The sequence below is a fragment of the Plantibacter elymi (nom. nud.) genome, from assembly GCF_900177795.1.
GTDB classification, from domain to species: Bacteria; Actinomycetota; Actinomycetes; order Actinomycetales; family Microbacteriaceae; genus Plantibacter; species Plantibacter elymi.
In genome coordinates, this window is the sequence record NZ_FXWJ01000003.1 from 407938 (window position 1) to 425369 (window position 17432).

General features: G+C 68.9%; 17 protein-coding genes. 4 read left to right on the plus strand and 13 right to left on the minus strand.

What is annotated here, in order from left to right; genetic code table 11:
• Positions 1 to 20: 20 nt before the first annotated feature.
• The 11 genes from CCK91_RS11320 to CCK91_RS11370 form a co-directional block, all read right to left on the minus strand.
• On the minus strand, positions 21 to 293 hold the full coding sequence (locus CCK91_RS11320; RefSeq protein ID WP_086474095.1) for a PTS sugar transporter subunit IIB: 273 nt from the start codon (positions 291 to 293) through the stop codon (positions 21 to 23).
• Entirely contained in the window at positions 290 to 757 is a 468-nt protein-coding gene (locus CCK91_RS11325; RefSeq protein ID WP_086474096.1) for a PTS sugar transporter subunit IIA, read from the minus strand. Before CCK91_RS11325 ends, CCK91_RS11320 begins: the two co-directional genes overlap by 4 nt.
• A 120-nt stretch (positions 758 to 877) precedes the next feature.
• Positions 878 to 2008, minus strand: a complete 1131-nt coding sequence (locus CCK91_RS11330; protein ID WP_086474319.1) for an adenosine deaminase — start codon at positions 2006 to 2008, stop codon at positions 878 to 880.
• 62 nt (positions 2009 to 2070) lie between these two features.
• Entirely contained in the window at positions 2071 to 2988 is a 918-nt protein-coding gene (locus CCK91_RS11335) for a DUF559 domain-containing protein (RefSeq protein ID WP_086474097.1), read from the minus strand.
• Between the two features lie 119 nt (positions 2989 to 3107).
• On the minus strand, positions 3108 to 4400 hold the full coding sequence (locus tag CCK91_RS11340) for a thymidine phosphorylase (protein WP_086474098.1): 1293 nt from the start codon (positions 4398 to 4400) through the stop codon (positions 3108 to 3110).
• Positions 4397 to 4816, minus strand: a complete 420-nt coding sequence (locus CCK91_RS11345) for a cytidine deaminase (RefSeq protein WP_064294834.1) — start codon at positions 4814 to 4816, stop codon at positions 4397 to 4399. Before CCK91_RS11345 ends, CCK91_RS11340 begins: the two co-directional genes overlap by 4 nt.
• A 2-nt stretch (positions 4817 to 4818) precedes the next feature.
• Entirely contained in the window at positions 4819 to 6120 is a 1302-nt protein-coding gene (locus CCK91_RS11350) for an ABC transporter permease (RefSeq protein ID WP_086474099.1), read from the minus strand.
• Positions 6117 to 7403 carry an ABC transporter permease gene (locus CCK91_RS11355; protein WP_085512245.1) on the minus strand — a complete coding sequence of 429 codons (1287 nt, stop codon included), beginning with the start codon at positions 7401 to 7403 and terminating at the stop codon, positions 6117 to 6119. The genes CCK91_RS11350 and CCK91_RS11355 overlap by 4 nt, the downstream gene beginning before the upstream one ends.
• The gene (locus CCK91_RS11360; protein WP_086474100.1) at positions 7400 to 8914 is read right to left on the minus strand and encodes an ABC transporter ATP-binding protein; all 1515 of its coding nucleotides are present in this window, start codon (positions 8912 to 8914) and stop codon (positions 7400 to 7402) included. Before CCK91_RS11360 ends, CCK91_RS11355 begins: the two co-directional genes overlap by 4 nt.
• Before the next feature lie 140 nt (positions 8915 to 9054).
• Complete coding sequence (locus tag CCK91_RS11365; RefSeq protein WP_086474101.1) at positions 9055 to 10161, minus strand: BMP family lipoprotein; 1107 nt, start codon at positions 10159 to 10161, stop codon at positions 9055 to 9057.
• Positions 10162 to 10457: 296 nt separating this feature from the next.
• Entirely contained in the window at positions 10458 to 12152 is a 1695-nt protein-coding gene (locus CCK91_RS11370; protein WP_086474102.1) for an ABC-F family ATP-binding cassette domain-containing protein, read from the minus strand.
• A gap of 275 nt (positions 12153 to 12427) precedes the next feature.
• Between CCK91_RS11370 and CCK91_RS11375 the strand changes: the two genes are divergently transcribed.
• Entirely contained in the window at positions 12428 to 13438 is a 1011-nt protein-coding gene (locus tag CCK91_RS11375) for a hypothetical protein (protein WP_086474103.1), read from the plus strand.
• 69 nt (positions 13439 to 13507) lie between these two features.
• On the opposite strand, the gene CCK91_RS11380 is transcribed toward CCK91_RS11375, so the two are convergent.
• Both CCK91_RS11380 and CCK91_RS11385 read right to left on the minus strand, forming a co-directional pair.
• Positions 13508 to 13996: a hypothetical protein gene (locus tag CCK91_RS11380; RefSeq protein ID WP_086474104.1), complete on the minus strand. Its 489-nt coding sequence runs from the start codon at positions 13994 to 13996 to the stop codon at positions 13508 to 13510.
• A 13-nt stretch (positions 13997 to 14009) separates the two neighbouring features.
• On the minus strand, positions 14010 to 15125 hold the full coding sequence (locus CCK91_RS11385; RefSeq protein WP_086474105.1) for a mannose-1-phosphate guanylyltransferase: 1116 nt from the start codon (positions 15123 to 15125) through the stop codon (positions 14010 to 14012).
• Positions 15126 to 15232: 107 nt separating this feature from the next.
• Here CCK91_RS11385 and corA point away from each other — a divergent pair, with 107 nt between their 5' ends.
• From corA to CCK91_RS11400, 3 genes are all read left to right on the plus strand, one after another.
• Positions 15233 to 16357 (plus strand): magnesium/cobalt transporter CorA, encoded by a 1125-nt coding sequence (gene corA, locus CCK91_RS11390; RefSeq protein WP_085512255.1) that lies wholly within the window; start codon positions 15233 to 15235, stop codon positions 16355 to 16357.
• Positions 16358 to 16551: 194 nt separating this feature from the next.
• Complete coding sequence (sdhC, locus tag CCK91_RS11395) at positions 16552 to 16980, plus strand: succinate dehydrogenase, cytochrome b556 subunit (protein ID WP_255376691.1); 429 nt, start codon at positions 16552 to 16554, stop codon at positions 16978 to 16980.
• On the plus strand, positions 16980 to 17426 hold the full coding sequence (locus CCK91_RS11400) for a succinate dehydrogenase hydrophobic membrane anchor subunit (protein ID WP_064294824.1): 447 nt from the start codon (positions 16980 to 16982) through the stop codon (positions 17424 to 17426). The genes sdhC and CCK91_RS11400 overlap by 1 nt, the downstream gene beginning before the upstream one ends.
• The last annotated feature ends 6 nt before the right edge of the window (positions 17427 to 17432 follow it).

The following is a 17432-nucleotide window of genomic DNA, read 5'->3' on the forward strand; positions in this document are numbered from 1 at the left end:
CGGAGACCGGGCCGCACCGGTCAGCCGATGGCGCGTTCGAGCTTCTCGGTGAGTTCGGCGAGGTCGAAGTAGTTGTCGATGACGACGATGTCGGCGAAGGTCTTGCCGATGCGGTCGACGAGCTCCGGCGAGGTCAGGATCACCTGGGCGTCGGCCGCGGTCGTGCCGAGGCTCTCGATGTCGCCGGCGACAACGTCGGCCTCGAGATCGAGGCGTTCGAGCGCGCGTTCCGCGTTGAGTTTGAGGATCGCCGAGGAGCCGACCCCGGAGCCGCAGACGGCGACGATCTTCATGAGGGGTCTCCGTTGGACAGGGGCGACGCGCCGAACACGGCCCGCACCTCGTCGAGCGTCGTGGCCGCTGCGAGCCGCGGGATGGCGGTCTCGTCGTTGAAGACGTTGGCGATCTCCGCCACCCAGCCCACGTGCGACTCGGCGGTGGTGACGGCGAGGCCGAGGACCACCGACACGGGGTCGTTGTGGGGGTGGCCGAACCGTACCGGAGCAGCGAACGTCGCGACGACGAGGGCGTCGTCGTGGACGTCGGCACCCGGTCGGGCGTGCGCGAGCGCCAGGCCCGGCGCAATGACGACGTACGCGCCGAACTCCTCGACGACGTCGATCATCCGTTGCGTGTACGCGACGTCGGTCGCGCGGGTGTCGGACAGCAGCGCTCCGGCTACGCGGATCGCCTCGCGCCAGTCGTCGGCATCGACGTGGAGCGCGACGCTGGCTTCGGACAGTTCTGGGAGTGGCATCGCTTCAATCAGAGGATCGGTCGACCCGAATGGATCGGAACCATCGTAACGCTCCGAGGCTGGAAGCCTGCCGCGCAGGTGTCGCCCAGGCGGTCGCCGGAACAGCACCTGCCGACATCGTCAGTCCTCGTCGTCGTCGAGGAACTCGTCGAACGCCTCGCTGATGCGGTCCGCCAGGGCCTCGCGGAACTCCAGCGGCTGGAACGTCGCGGCCGCGGCGTTCAGCTGGAAGGTCTCCAGGTCGGTGAGGTCGTAGTCGAACGCCTCGGAGAGGAGCGTGAGCTCCTTCGTCAGGCTCGTGTCGCTCATCGTGCGGTTGTCGACGTTCACCGTGACGGCGAAGTCGAGCTGGTAGAGCAGGTCGAACGGGTGGTCCTCGAGCTCCTCACCCCAGGCCGCGATGGCGCCGGTCTGCAGATTCGACTGCGGGCTGAGTTCCAAGGGGATCTTGCGATCGCGGACCCACTCCGCGACGGGGCCGAGTGTGGCGTAGAGGGACTCGGCGTCGTCGCGCTCGATGAAGATGTCCTCGGCGATGCGGACACCGTGGCCGAGTCGCAGCGCACGGCCGTCGAGCAGGGCGCTCCGGATCGACTCGATGCCGTCGGCCTCCCCCGCGTGGACGGTGACCGGGAACAGCTCGGCCGCGAGGTAGTCGAAGGCCAGCCGCTGCTTGCTGGCGGGGAAGCCCGCCTCGGCGCCGGCGATGTCGAACCCGACCACGCCGCGCTCGCGATGGCGCACGGCGAGCTCCGCGATCTCGAGGCCGCGGTCGGCATGTCGCATGGCCGTGATGAGCTGGCCGATCTGGATGTCGGAGCCGGAGTGGGCGACATCCTTGATGCCCAGCTCGATGCCCTCCTGGACGGCCTCGACGACCGCGTCGAGGCTGAGGCCCCGGGTGAGGTGCTGCTCGGGAGCCCAACGCACCTCGCCGTAGATGACGCCGTCCGCAGCGAGGTCCTGGACGAACTCGCGCGCGATGCGGACGAGCCCCTCCTCGGTCTGCATGACCGCGGTGCTGAGGTCGAAGGTCTTCAGGTACTCGACGAGCGAGCCGGCGTTGCACTGCGTGTAGAACCAGTCGGCCAGGCCGTCGGGGTCCGTCACGGGGACGTCGACACCGTTCGCTTCGCCCAGCTCGATGATCGTGGCGGGCCGCACACCACCGTCGAGGTGGTCGTGGAGCGAGATCTTCGGGAGCGCGCGGAGGTCGACGCCGGAGAGGGGGGATTCGTCTGCAGAGGTCACGGGGTTCACTGTACCGCTCCACCCCCTGCCGAGGTGAGGCACTTCGTCGCTTGCAAACGGCTTTAACGACGAACTGCTTCACCTCGGCCGGGACCGTGGAGGCGCGCCCGGATGCGCTCCGCCAGCGCCGACGGCCGGCGCAGGTCGTCGGCGGTCAGGCGCATCACCGTCCAGCCCTCGTGAGCCAGTTCCTCCGTGCGCGCGATGTCCTTCCGCCATTGCAACCGGTCGGTCCGGTGATGGTCTCCCTCGTACTCGAGGACGAGACGCTGGTCACGGAACACCACATCGCCCCGGACCACTCGCCCGGAGCCGTGGAGGACGATCTCGGCGTTGTGTTCCGCTTTCGGGAGCGTCGACGCCTCGAGGATCAACCGGAGCTCGGTCTCCTTCGGCGACTGGCAGCGGTCATGCAACCGCGGGATCGCAGCCCGAAGGGCGACGACGCCACGACGCGACGGATACTCCGCGACGGCCGCCTGCAGTCGATCGACCGACGTTCGAGGCTCGAGGAACCAGAGGAGGGCGTCCCCGGCCGCGATCAGTGCCCGGAGCGGTATCACCGTCGCGAGATCGCACCAGGTCCGTTCGACACTGGTGACCGGGAGGCCGTCCAGGTCGACGACGTCCTCAGGAGCGAGGGTGTCGCGGTGCCCCACGACGCCCCGCCCCTCGCGTGCCCGGACACCGGCGGGCGACATGACATGCAGCGGGTCGTCCGGGCTCGTCGACCTGGGCGTCGGAATGCCGTGCAGGGCGGCGGCCGTCTGATGGCTGAAGGCTCCCCCGATCGGGAGAGCGCTCAGGTAGGCGACCGCCCGGTGGTACAGGTCAGCCGGGTAGCCCGGTGGCGTTCGGATCCCGTGGAAGGGAGCACCGAGCGCTGGGTTCCGGAGCTGGCGGGGAGTGAACCCGGCGCGCACTGCCGACTGAGCGGGCTTCGGCCCGGCCATGATCGAGATCGAGGATCGGAAGGTCATCCCTCGATCGTGCCGCTGGCAGGAGCTTCCCCAGTCGTTCTCCACAGGTCGCGTACTCAGGTGAGGCAACTCGTCGTCCGGAAGGGCTCTGGGCGACGAATTGCCTCACCTCAACGGACTCAGGCCTCGATGCGGGCCCGGACGATGGGGCCGCGGGGCGGGGCGGTGTCCTCGATCGTGTAGGAGCCCTCGAGGGCCTCGAGCGCCCGCGGGAAGCGGGCCGCGTCGTCGGCGCTCAGGGTGAAGAGCGGCTGTCCGGCCCGGACCTCGTCGCCCGGCTTCGCGTGCAGGTCGATGCCCGCCGCGTGGATGACCGGGTCCTGCTGCCTGGCCCGCCCAGCACCGAGGCGCCAGGCCGCGATGCCGAACGGCAGTGCCTCCTGCGTCGCCAGCACGCCGTCGCGCGACGCCGTGACGACGTGGGTCTCCTTGGCGACCGGCAGCGGTGCGTCCGGGTCGCCGTCCTGTGCGCGGATCATGCGCTTCCAGACGTCCATGGCCCGACCGTCCGCGAGGGCGCCCTCGACGTCCGCATCCGGCTGCCCGGCGAGGGTCAGCATCTCCCGCGCGAGGGCGAGGGTCAGCTCGACGACGTCCGCCGGACCGCCGCCGGCCAGGACCTCGACGGACTCGCGGACCTCGTTCGCGTTGCCGATCGCGAGGCCGAGCGGGACGTTCATGTCCGTCAACAGCGCGGTCGTCGCCACACCGGCGTCCGTCCCGAGCGCGACCATCGTGCGCGCCAGTTCCTCGGCGCGCTCGTAGTCCTGCATGAAGGCACCCGACCCGAACTTGACGTCGAGGACGAGCGCCCCGGTGCCTTCGGCGATCTTCTTCGACATGATGCTCGACGCGATGAGCGGGATCGCCTCGACCGTGCCCGTCGTGTCGCGCAGGGCGTACAGGCGCTTGTCGGCCGGGGCGAGACCGGAGCCGGCGGCGCAGATGACCGCGCCGACGTCCGCCAGTTGCGCCATCATCTCGTCGTTCGTCAGCGCCGCACGCCATCCCGGGATGCTCTCGAGCTTGTCGAGCGTCCCACCCGTGTGTCCGAGGCCGCGGCCCGACAGCTGTGGCACCGCGACGCCGAAGACGGCGACGAGCGGGGCGAGCGGCAGGGTGATCTTGTCGCCCACGCCGCCCGTCGAGTGCTTGTCCGAGGTCGGCTTGTCGAGCGATGCGAAGCTCATCCGCTCACCACTGGCGATCATCGCCATCGTGAGATCGCGGATCTCGCGCCGCTCCATGCCGTTCAGCAGGATCGCCATCGCCAGCGCCGACATCTGCTCGTCGGCGACGTAGCCGCGGGTGAACGCGTCAATCAGCCAGTCGATCTGCGGCGTCGACAGCTCGCCGCGGTCGCGCTTCGTGCGGATGAGGTCGACGACGTCGAATGCTTCTACGGAACTCATGCGTGGTACTCCTCGAGTTGACGTGGTCCGAAGGCGTCCGGCAGGACCTCGTCGATGGTGCGGATGCCGGAGACGGTGTCGAGCAGCATGCCCGCCGTCGAGTGTTCGTACAGCAGCTGTCGGCAGCGGCCGCACGGCATGAGGCGTTCGCCCTTGCCGTCGACGCAGGCGAACGCCACGAGGCGTCCTCCGCCCGACATGTGGAGGGCGGAGACGAGCGCGCACTCCGCGCACAGCGTCAGGCCGTAGCTGGCGTTCTCGACGTTGCAGCCGGAGATGATCCGGCCGTCGTCGACGAGAGCAGCCGCGCCGACCGGGAACCGGCTGTAGGGCACGTAGGCGTGACCCATCGCCTCCCGGGCCGCGGTGTGCAGCGCCTCCCAGTCGACGGGTGGCGTGGTCGTCGTGTCGCTCACGGTCAGCCCTTCACGTAGGGCTTGCCGGCGGCCGCCGGTCCGCGGGAGACGCCCACGAGCCCGGCGACCGCGAAGATGGTCACCACGTACGGCAGCATGAGCATGAACGCGCTCGGCACCGGGGAGCCGATGGCACTCAACGCGAACTGGAGGTTCTGCGTGAAGCCGAACAGCAGCGCGGCGAGGGTCGCCTTGAGCGGGTCCCAACGTCCGAAGATGACCGCCGCGAGCGCGATGTAGCCGGCACCCGCCGTCATCTCCTTGTTGAACGCACCGACCGAGCCCAGGGTGAAGTACGCCCCACCGAGGCCGACGATCGCGCCCGCGAGCGCCACGTTCCAGAAGCGCGTCCGGTTCACGTTGATGCCGACGGTGTCGGCCGCCTGCGGGTGCTCACCCACGGCGCGGAGGCGGAGGCCCCAGCGCGTGTAGAACAGGCAGAAGAACACGACGGCCACGGCGATGTACATCAGGTAGATGATGATCGTCTGGCGGAACAGCACGGGCCCGATGAGCGGGATCTCGCTGAGGATCGGGATGTTGATCCGGGGGAACTTCGGCGGGCTGTTGAAGAGCGCCTCGTTCTTCGTGAGCACCTGCGAGTACAGGAAGCTCGTGAGTCCGACGACGAGGACGTTCAGCACGACACCGACGATGACCTGGTCGACGAGGTACTTGATCGAGAACGCCGCGAGCAGGAAGCTCACCAGCGTGCCGGCGATCATTGCCGCGACGAGCCCGAGGAAGGCGTTCCCCGTCACCGAGGCGACGAAGGCGGACGAGAACGCGCCCGCGAGCAGCTGGCCCTCGATCGCGATGTTCACGACGCCGACCCGCTCGGAGATGACGCCGCCGAGCGCACCGAAGATGAGCGGGACGCTCAGGGCGACGGTGCCGAGCAGGAGCCCGGTGATCGGGATCGCCTTGCCCGCGGCTGCCCACGACAGGAACCCGACCATGAACAGCACGCCGAACACGGTGATGAGCCAGAGTGGGACCTTCTTGCCCGTCGTGACGAGGTACGCGCTCAGCGCGGCCACGGCGGCGAGCAGGATCGTGACGACGATGCCGGTGATCGTCGACGGGAGCACCACCGTCGGCAGCTGGATGACGTCGCCGTCGCTCGAGAGCCGGAAGGTGCTGTTGCCGTCGCGGTGCCAGATGACGAAGAGCAGGAACGCGATGACGGTGAAGATCCCGAACGCGATCGGGGCCTTCCAGCTCCGGACGACGACCGTCTCGAGGACGATCGGGGCGTCGGGAGCCGGCTGCGGCGTCTGCTTGTCGAGCGTGAATCCACTCATGCGGACACCTCCTTCTTGGCGGAGCGACGCGTTCGGCGCGTCGAACCGTCGGGCTTCGGCAGGAAGAAGATCGCCCGCACGAGCGGCGGAGCCGCGATGAACAGCACGATGAGTGCCTGGAGGACGAGCACGATGTCGATCGGCACGTTGACGCCCTGGGTGGCCTGCATGGAGTACCCACCGGCCTTCAGCGCACCGAACAGGATGCCGGCGATGAGGATGCCGCCCGGCCGACTGCGTCCGAGGAGCGCTACGGTGATGGCGTCGAAGCCGATGCCGGCGTCGATGCCGTTGTCGAACCCGGAGGTCACCGTACCGAGCACCTGCGAGACGCCGGCGAGACCGATGAGCCCGCCGGACAGGAGCATCGCGTACACGTAGGTGTTCTTGACGTCGATACCCGCGACGCGCGCGGCGTTCGGGTTCTCACCCACCGCTCGGAAGCGGAACCCGATCGAGGACCGGCTGAACAGCCACCAGACGAACACGACCGCGAGGATCGCGATGAGGAAGCCGGCGTGCAGGTTGTAGCGGTCGCCGAGGAGCTTCGGCAGCACCGAGTTCGGCGCCATCGCGGCACTCTTCGGCACATTGGAGCCGGGAGCCTGCAGGAGCCCCTGGGTCGAGAGCATGAAGGTGATGAGGTAGAACGCGACGTAGTTGAGCATGATCGTGATGATCACCTCGTGCGCGCCGGTGCGGGCCTTCAGGACACCGACGATGCCGCCCCAGAACGCGCCACCGATGATGCCGGCGGCGATCGCGACGAGCAGGTGCACCACGGGCGGGAGGTCGAGCGTGAAGCCGACCCATCCGGCGCAGGCGGCGGCGATGAGCATCTGACCGCGCCCACCGATGTTGAACATGCCGACCCGGAACGCCAGACCGACACCGAGTCCGGCGAGGATCAGCGGAGTCGCGAAGGTCAGCGTCTCCGTCAGCGGGCGGATGCCGTTCAGGAAGTCGGGGCGCTTGAAGTTGTAGATCGACCCCTGGAAGAGCGCTCCGTACGCACCGGTCGCCGACTGCCAGACCGCCGCGATGGTGTCGCCCGGGCGGGCGAAGAAATACCCGGCGGCGGTGTGGACCTTCGGATCGGTCAGCGCGATGAGGATCGCACCGACGACCATCGCCAGGACGACGGCGAGGATCGAGATGACGATGCTCGAGTTGAGGATCTCGGCGAGCACCTTGTTCGAGCGCGGCTGGGTCGTGTCGGGCTTCGCCTCACCCGGTGCCACCGGCTGGACCGTTCCGGGCGGGGTGTGGGACGTCTCGCTCATGCTGCTGCTCCTGCCGGGAGTTCGCCGGCCATCATGAGGCCGAGGACCTCTCTGGGGGTCGATGCCGGGACGATCCCGACGATGCCGCCGCGGTACATGACGGCGATGCGGTCGGCGAGCGCGACGACCTCGTCGAGCTCGGTCGACACGACGATGACGGGGATGCCGGCGTCGCGCGTGGCGACGATGCGCTTGTGCACGAACTCGATCGAGCCGACGTCGATCCCGCGGGTCGGCTGTGCGGCGACGAACAGCCGCAGCTCGCGGCTGAGCTCACGGGCGAGGACGACCTTCTGCTGGTTGCCGCCCGACAGGGAGCCGGCCGGCGATTCGATGCCCTGCGACCGGACGTCGAACTCCTGCGACTTCTCGCGCGCGAACTCGTCGCGGAACCCGCGCTGGACGTTGCCGCCCTTCACGAAGGGTGCACCCGTCGATCGGTCCAGCATGAGGTTCTCGGCGATGGTGAACTGTTTGACGAGCCCGTCCTCGGACCGGTCCTCGGGCACGAACCCGACGCCGGCGTCGAGCACCTTGCGCGGGGTCGACCCGACGAGTTCGACACCGTCGAGCTTGATGCTGCCCTTGGTGTGCGGCTGCAGCCCGAGGATCGCCTCGGTGAGCTCGGTCTGCCCGTTCCCCTGGACACCGGCGATGGCGAGCACCTCGCCCTCGCGGACCTCGAAGCTGACGCCGTTGACGACGAGCTGGCCGAGGTGGTCGACGACGGACAGGTCCTGCACGGTGAAGGTGGTGTCGCCGAGGTTCGGCGCCTCCTTGTGGACGGTGAGTTCGACGGGACGCCCGACCATGAGGGACGCCAGCTCGGCGTTCGTCGCGGTGGGCGAGGCCTCGCCGACGACCTTGCCGAGTCGGATGACGGTGATGCGGTCGGCGACTTCGCGGACCTCGCGCAGCTTGTGGGTGATGAAGACGATGGACGTCCCCTCGTCCTTCAGCTGCTTCATGATCGCCATGAGCTCGTCCGTCTCCTGCGGGGTGAGCACGGCGGTGGGCTCGTCGAAGACGAGGACGTTGGCGTTGCGGGAGAGCGCCTTGACGATCTCGACGCGCTGCTGCACCCCGACCGGGAGGTCGCCGACGATGGCGTCCGGGTCGAGGCTGAAGCCGAACCGCTCGGAGATGTCGGTGACGAGCTTGCGGGCCGCTGCGACGTCGAGGCGGCCACCGCCCTTGGTCTGCTCGTGGCCGAGCATGACGTTCTCGGCGACGGTGAAGACGGGGATGAGCATGAAGTGCTGGTGCACCATGCCGATGCCGGCGCCCATGGCGTCGCCAGGGCCCTGGAAGTGCTGGACGACGTCGTCCAGGAGGATCTCGCCCTCGTCGGCCTGATACAGGCCGTAGAGGACGTTCATGAGGGTGGACTTGCCGGCACCGTTCTCGCCGAGGAGACAGTGGATCTCTCCCGGTTCGACGGTGAGGTCGATGTGGTCGTTGGCGGTGAGTGCACCGAACCGTTTGGTGATGCCGCGGAGCTCGAGCTTCATGGGTCCCAATCTAGTCACGTGTCGGAGGTCGGCACAGGCGGTCGGGATCGCCGACCGACCGTGCCGCGAACAAAGCGGGGGGAGGCCGCAGATCGCGGCCTCCCCCCGGAGTCCCGGGCGAGGGCCCGGGTGAAGAGGGACTACTTGACGGGCGAGGAGACCGAGGTCGCCTTGATGGAACCGTCGATGATGCCCTTCTTGATGGTCTCGAGCTCGTCGGCCAGGGTCGGGGAGACCTTGGACTCGAAGTCGTGGAACGGTGCGATGCCGACGCCCTTGTTGTCGAGCGTTCCGATGTACGCGGCTGCGTCGAACTTGCCGCCGCCAGCCTCGGTCACGACGTCGCCGACACCGGCCTTCATGTCCTTGAGGACGGAGGTGAGGAACAGGTTGCCGGTGTCAGCGTTGGTGACGAACAGGTCGGCGTCGACACCGACCATCGCGATATCCTTACCGGTCTCCTGGATCTCGGCGATCGCGCTCAGGAAGATCGGGCCACCGACGGGCATGAGCACATCGGCGTTCTGGTCGATGAGCGTGCGGGCGAGCTGCTTCGCGGTGTCGTTGGCCTCGAAACCACCGGTGAACGAGCCGGTCTGAGCGGCGACGTCCCAACCGACGACCTGGACGCTCTTGCCCTTCTGCTCGTTGTAGTAGGCGACGCCCTCGGCGAAGCCGTCCATGAAGATCTGGACGGACGGGAAGGGCTGGCCACCGAAGGTGCCCACGACGCCGGTCTTCGAGTAGTCGGCCGCTGCGTAGCCGGCGAGGAAGGCGGCCTGGACGGTGTCGAACAGGATCGGCTTGATGTTCGGGGCGTCGACCTTGCCGTCGAAGTCGTTGTCGGCGGCGTCGTCGATGATCGCGTAGTCGATGTCGGGGTTCGCGAGGGCGGCCGTGACGGTGTCGGCGGAGAGGGCGAAGCCGACGCTGACGATGAGCGAGCAGCCCTGGTCCGCCAGGCTCTGCAGGTTCGGCTTGTAGTCGTCGGCCTTGTCGGACTGGACGGTGATGGGCTCGACGCCGAGATCCTTCGCCGCTTCGGTCAGACCCTCGTAGCCGAGCTGGTTGAACGACTTGTCGGTGAAGCCACCGGCGTCGGAGACCATGCACGGGAGGAAGTCGGATGCGGCACCGGTCGAGTCGCCGCCACCGGTGCTGGGAGCCGATGCACAGCCGGCGAGCAGTGCCATGAGACCGACGCCGGCGATTGCGCCCGCAGCGGCCTTCCGAGTTGAGATTGCCAAGGTAGCCTCCAAGATGCAGCCCCGCGGGTCACGGGGCGTATGGGGTTACGTTACCCAATGCGACGACCGCCGGACGGACGATCCCGGCTTCGCGACCGAAGCGTTACAGAACGGTGGCACCGGCGTCATGCGCCGGAAACACGCGGATGCGCAGACGCGCAGCGCCGCGCCGTAATGCTGCGCACGTGAGCGCGGAGCGACCCCGCCGACGGGCGCCTTGCGCTCCGGGTAGCTGCGGTTCCCACCTGGGCACCGAGCGCGGCTCGGTGCCCAGGCCGAACCGACCGGGATCCCGGTCAGCGGCGGTCCAGCATCAGGCTGTCGCCGCTCCAGCGCCGACGGAGCCACCGGTCGTGGCTCGCGATGACGACCGCCCCCGGGTAGTCGCCGAGGGCGTCCTCGAGCTCCGTCGCAAGCGCGAGCGACAGGTGGTTCGTCGGCTCGTCCAGGAGGAACAGGTGCGGAGGCCTCGCGATGATCAGCGCCAGGGCCAGACGGCGCTGCTGCCCGACGGAGAGCTGGCCGATCGGGCGGTCGAGGTCGCGAAGCGGCAGGAGCCCGAGACCCGCGAGCGGGGTGCGCGCTGCACGCGCCTCGCCGAGCGTCCGGTCGTAGACCTCCCGAGGCGATCGCTCCGCATCCGGGAACGCGACGTCCTGCTCGAGGAGCCCCACGCGGAGCCCCTTCCGCCGGAGGACGGTCCCCGCATCGAGGCGCAGCGACCCGGCGAGCACCGCCAGGAGCGTCGACTTCCCCGAACCGTTCGCCCCGGTGACCAGCACCCGCGACCGGGGCGCCAGCTGCAGGCGTTCGAGGTGCAGCCGGCCGTCCACGCGGGCGTCGGCGAGGTCGAGCAGCTGCTCCCCCTCGTCGAGGACCGTCGATCCGCTCGGGATCCCTGCGAACGAGAGTTGGCGAGGCGGGCGCCGCACCTGCTCCCGTTCCAGGACCTCGAGCCGGAGCTGCGCGTTCCGCACCCGCCGACTGATCTGCTGCTCGACGCGGTCGCCGCGCATGCCGAAGGCCATGCGGTTGTTGTCGCGGATGCCCCGATCGTGGTTGATCCGCGGTGCGACGTCGTGCACCGCGGACGCGAGGCGGCGCAGTTCGGCCTGCTCCTCTTCATAGCGCGCCGACCAGCGATCGAGTTCCGCTGCCTTCCAGCCGAGGTACTCGCTGAACGGCCCGCCGAACTCCACGACGGGTGACGCCTCGCCGACGGGGACGGGACGGGACGGATCGATGTCGACGAGCCCCGTCGCCACCTCGTCGAGGAAGGCGCGGTCATGGCTCGCGAAGAGCACCGGACCCGGCCACTCCGACAGGTGGCCGCGGAGGAAGGCGACCGCCTCGTCGTCCAGATGGTTCGTCGGCTCGTCGAGCAGCAGTGCGGTCGGTCTGGCGACGAGGAGCGCGGCGAGAACGAAGCGGGATCGCTGTCCCCCGCTCACCTCACCGAGTCGTCGCGTCCGTTCGATCGCGGCGATGCCGAGGCCGTCGACGACCGCGTCCAACCGGGCGTCCGCCGTCCAGACGTCGGCGCGTTCAGCCGCATCGAGCGCGGCGGCGTACCGCTGCTCGGCGGAACCGTCACCGGCGGAACCCGTCTCACCGAGTGCCGCCGCCGACGTCTCGAGCTCCTGCTCGACGGCCCGGACCTCGCCGAGCGCCTGCTCCAGCAACTCGCCGACCGTCGTGTCCTCCGGGAGTTCGAGTTCCTGCACGAGGATGCCGGTGCGCACCGGGCGGACGACCTCGCCGTCGTCCGGCTCGTCGATCCCGGCGAGGATGCGCAGCAGCGTGGACTTCCCCGCGCCGTTCTCGCCGATCAGGCCGAGACGATCCCCGGCCGACACGACGAGGTCGACGTCGCGCAACACGACGCGGTCGCCGTAGGAGCGGGTGACGCCGTCGGCGCGGAGCTGCTGGATGTCGATGGATCGCCCGAACCTCGAAGCGGTGAGACGGTGGACTGGTGTTGCGTGGGTCATGGGTGCTCGCATGGAGGCCCCTTTCGAGATGGGGCACGCCGCGCACGGCCGTCGTCCGACACGTCAGGAGTGAGCGCTGGGCTCGAACTCCTGGGCGGACCTGGAAGCGTCTGGCGTACCTCGATGGATTCCCGCCGGGCACATCACGTTCGTGATGATCTGCCGCAGGCGCGGGACGTCGATTCGCTCAGTTCTTCACAGTGATCTCAGGCTATCCGTCGGTTGTCGGCAGCCGCAAGCCCTGCACGTCACCGGTCCCGATTAGGCTGGTCGTCATGCGTGCTCCGTCGGTCCCCTCGCCCGCGCGGCGTCGCCGTGCGCATCGATCGACCGCGGCCTCGCTGCTCGCCGCGCTCGGTATCGGTGCGCTCGTCGCACTCGGCGCACTGCCGACCACGCCGGCGACCGCGGCAGCTGCGAGCTCGCAGCTGAGCCGGACGCAGACGACGCCGACGCCCACCCCGAGTCCTTCGCCGGCCACGCCCTCGACGGCGACCCCGAAGCCGACGAAGCCAGCGACGCCGGCTCCCACCAAGCCTGCCCAGCCGGCGCCGCCCACGGTCCGCGGCACGGACTTCGACCCGGGCGAGATCATCAGCGACGCGAACTTCTACGACGCGAACGCCATGAGCGAGGCTGACGTCCAGGCGTTCTTCGCCTCCCAGCCCTGTACCCCGAAAGACGGCGTGCCGTGCCTGGCGGACTTCCGTGCCAGCACCGAGTCCGTCCCGGCGGCCGAGCCCGGACACTGCGAGGCCTACCGCGGCGCCGTGAACGAGTCGGCGGCGAGGATCGTCGCGAAGGTCGCGCACGCGTGCGGGATCAACCCCAAGGTGCTGCTCGTCCTCATGCAGAAGGAGCAGTCGCTCATCACCGGGCCGAGCGAGTACGGCTACGCGCGCGCCATGGGCTGGGGCTGCCCCGACACCGGCCCGAACTTCAGCGCAAGCTGCGACGCGGACTACTTCGGGTTCCAGAACCAGGTCTACCGTTCCGCATGGCAGTTCCGGCAGTACACGCTGTACCCGCTCAACGTGCCGGGTGAGTCCTACCAGCGGGCGTATCACCTGGGATCGGTCTACATCCAGTACAGCCCCGACGCGGCCTGCGGCGGCACCCAGGTCGACATCCGCAACCAGGCGACGGCGAACCTCTACCTCTACACGCCGTACCAACCGAACGCGGCAGCCCTCGCGAACGTCTCGGGAACGGGCGACGCCTGCAGTGCCTACGGCAACCGCAACTTCTGGCGGCTCTACACGGAGTGGTTCGGCCCCGCGGTCTGATCGCCCGTTCGTCCGCCCATTCTTGGGCGAATCAGAGCCCGCTCGCCCGAAGATGGGCGAACGAACGGGTCACTCGCCGATGAGGAGCGCGACGCGGTCGTCGAGGTAGGCGTCGAGCGGGGTGAGCCCGAGGTCGTGCCCGGCCCAGCGGAGCATGACCGTATCGTCGACGAGTCGCAGCGGACCCGACCCCTCCCGGAGTGACCCCTCGTCCAGCGCGAGCTCGACGACCTCGAAGTTCACGACGTCGCCCTCGGCGAACGGACCGCGATGGGCCGCCTGCTGCGCGATCCGACGGTGCTCGACCTCCGAGGAGCGGTGGTTGAACCACTTCGGCTCCACCGCCCGAGTGGACTCCGCCGCGGTGAAGAGGCGACCGTCGGCCGAGAGTAGGACGACCCCGAGGCGCCATGCCCGACCGATCGGCCGCAGCGCGGGCGCCCGCTTCACGAGCGGGAGTCCGCGCGGCGTGTAGACCTCCGCCAGGGCCTCGTCACGCACGCCTGCGGCTTGGAGACGCGCGCCCGCCTGCAGGAGCAGCTCGCGCAGCGCGGTCACCGTCGGTCGCCGATCAGAGGACGTCGTCGCGACCGGACAGCTTGAGGGCGTCGACGACGCTCTTCACCCGCTGCGCATTGGCGCTCGTGGTGACGAGCAGGGCGTCCGGGGTGTCGACGACGACGATGTCCTGCACGCCGATGAGGCTGATGACCCGACCGGTCTGGCTGACGACGATGCCACTGGAGGCGTCCGACAGCACCCGCGCGTTCTCGCCGAGGATGGCGAGGTCGGACTTGCGCCCACCGGAGTTGAGCTTGGCGAGCGAGGCGAAGTCCCCCACGTCGTCCCAGTCGAAGTGCGCCGGCACGACGGCCATGCGACCGGCGGCCGCGGCGGGCTCCGCCACGGAGTAGTCGATCGCGATCTTCTCGAGCGCCGGCCAGACGCGGTCGACGACCGGGCCGCGAGCCGCGGCGTCGTCCCAGACCTCGGCGAGTTCGAGGAGGCCCGCCAGGAGTTCGGGCTTCTGCCGACCGATCTCCTCGAGGAGGACGTCGGCCCGCGAGATGAACATCCCGGCGTTCCAGAGGTGCTCGCCGCTCGAGACGTAGCGCTTGGCCGTGACGAGGTCGGGCTTCTCGACGAAGGAGTCGACCAGCATGACCCCTTCGGCCCCGCGGATGCCGAGGTCGCGGGCGCTCTTGATGTAGCCGAACCCGATGGCGGGCTCCGTGGGCTGGATGCCGATCGTGACGATGTAGCGCTCCTCGGCCGCAGTGACGGCCTGGGCGACCGCGGCGCGGAACAGGCGGTCTCCGCGGATCACGTGGTCGGCGGCGAACGAGCCGACGATGACGTCGGGTTCGCGGCGGACGAGGATCGCTGCGGCGAGCCCGATCGCTGCGGTCGAGTCGCGCGGCTCGCTCTCGAGGACCACGTTGGCGTCGGCGAGGTCGGGCAGCTGCTGTTCGACGGCAGCGCGGTGCGCACGCCCGGTCACGACCATGATGCGCTGGTCGCCGGCGATCGGCGCGAGGCGGTCCCAGGTGGCACGCAACAGCGTGCTGCCGGAACCGGTGAGGTCGTGCAGGAACTTGGGGGCGTCGGCTCGCGAGAGCGGCCAGAGACGACTGCCGATGCCGCCGGCCGGGATCACTGCGTAGAAGCGTTCGAGGGGCGTGGTCATCCCCCGAGCGTACCGCCAGGGTCCAGGCTGAGGACGACGGCACGGAAGCGTCATCTGACGGGTTTACGATGAGCGCCAGATCGAGCACGAGAAAGAACGGTACGAGCATGGCTGGACGCAACGTCCTCGGGATCCCGATCCCGTCCTTCGGCAGCAAGCAGGCTCCCCCGGCCCCCGTCGGTCCGCCTGATGCAGCCGACCTCGACGGACGAAACAGCATCGTCAACGCCTGCATCTACCGGCACGGCTCCCGCAGCTCGACGCTCACCTCGCTCGAGGACACTTTCCGCGCGCTCCACGAGACCCCGGACGGCGTCGCGTGGATCGGCCTCTACCGGCCCGATGCCGGTGAGCTCGGCGTCCTGGCCGCGGAGTTCGGCCTGCACCCGCTCGCCGTCGAAGACGCCATCACCGCGCACCAGCGGCCGAAGATCGAGCGGTACGACGACGTCCTGTTCGTCGTCCTCCGGGCCGCGAACTACGTCGACGAGACCGAGACCGTCGAGTTCGGCGAGCTGCACGTCTTCGTCGGCCCGAACTTCGTCATCACCCTCCGGCACGCCGAATCCCCCGACCTGTCGCACGTGCGGGCGCGGATGGAGCAGGAGCACGAACTCCTCGCCTACGGTCCGCAGGCGATCCTGTACGCCATCATCGACGCCGTCGTCGACGGCTACGGTCCGGTCGTCGCCGGGCTCTCGAACGACATCGACGAGATCGAGGAGCAGGTCTTCGTCGGCGAATCCCAGGTGTCCCGGCGTATCTACCAGCTCTCCCGCGAGGTCATCGCCTTCGAGCGGGCGACGCACCCGCTCAGCGATGTGATGCTGTCGCTCGAGCAGGGCAGCGCGAAGTATGGCGTCGCCGACGAGCTGCAACGCGGCCTCCGCGACGTCGCCGACCACCTCACGAGCGTCAACCAGCGGATCGACGCCTACCGGGAGCTGTTGCGCGACATCCTGACCGTGAACAGCACCCTCGTCGGTCAACGCCAGAACGAGGAGATGGCGAAGATGACCGAGGCGAGCCTCAAACAGGGCGACGAGGTGAAGAAGATCTCCTCCTGGGCCGCCATCCTGTTCGGCCCGAGTCTCATCGCCGGGATCTACGGCATGAACTTCACCCACATGCCGGAGTTGTCGTGGTGGTTCGGCTACCCGATGGCGCTCGCGCTCATGGCCACCACGAGCGTCATCCTCTACAAGGTGTTCAAGCGTCGGAACTGGTTGTGAACAGCCGGTGTCACCCGGTCGTCGCGCAGGTGTCCGGCCTCTCTCGACGTCGAGACAGTTAGGCCAGCCTTAGCGGCGGGACCGCGCATCCCACGCCTACACTTGGTCCAGCGCGCCGATTCGACGCACGGCAGGCAACAACCCCCGCACGGCAGAACGATCTGCCGCAGATAGCGACTATCAGGGAGGACCTCGTGACCGCGAGTCTCACGCGAACGTCACCGTTGGAATCCACGACATCCAAACGCCCGGCCGGCACCCTGTACCGGGGCCGTGAGGGCATGTGGTCGTGGGTGCTCCACCGGATCACCGGCGTCGCCATCTTCTTCTTCCTCCTCGTGCACGTCCTCGACACCGCGCTGGTGCGGGTCTCCCCCGAGGCGTACAACGCGGTCATCGGCACGTACAAGAACCCCATCATGGGGCTCGGTGAGGTCGCGCTCGTCGCCGCCATCGCCTATCACGCGTACAACGGCATCCGCATCATCCTCATCGACTTCTGGTCGAAGGGCACCAAGTACCAGCGGCCCATGTTCTGGATCGTCATCGGTCTCTGGGTCGTGACGATGCTGGGCTTCACGCCGCGCCACCTGATCAACGTGTTCAGCGAGATGGGCCACTGATGACGACGATCGCCGCTCCCCGCACCCCCGCTCGTCCCGCGCGCCGCAAGGGCGTCAACTGGGAGAAGTGGGGCTGGATCTACATGCGCGTCTCCGGCGTGATCCTGCTGGTCCTCATCTTCGGCCACCTATTCGTCAACCTCATGGTGGGCGACGGCATCAAGGCCATCGACTTCGCCTTCGTCGGCGGCAAGCTGTCGAACCCCTTCTGGCAGTGGTGGGACGTCGCCATGCTGTGGCTCGCACTGATCCACGGCGGCAACGGCATGCGCACCATCGTCAACGACTACGCCACGGGTCGCACGATCCGCGGTGTCCTCAAGGTCGCGATCCTCGCCGCCGTCACCATCCTCATCATCCTCGGGACCCTGGTCGTCTTCACCTTCGACCCGTGCCCCGCCGGCGCACCTGCAGACCTGCTCGCGTCGTTCTGCCCCGCCAACTGAGCAACC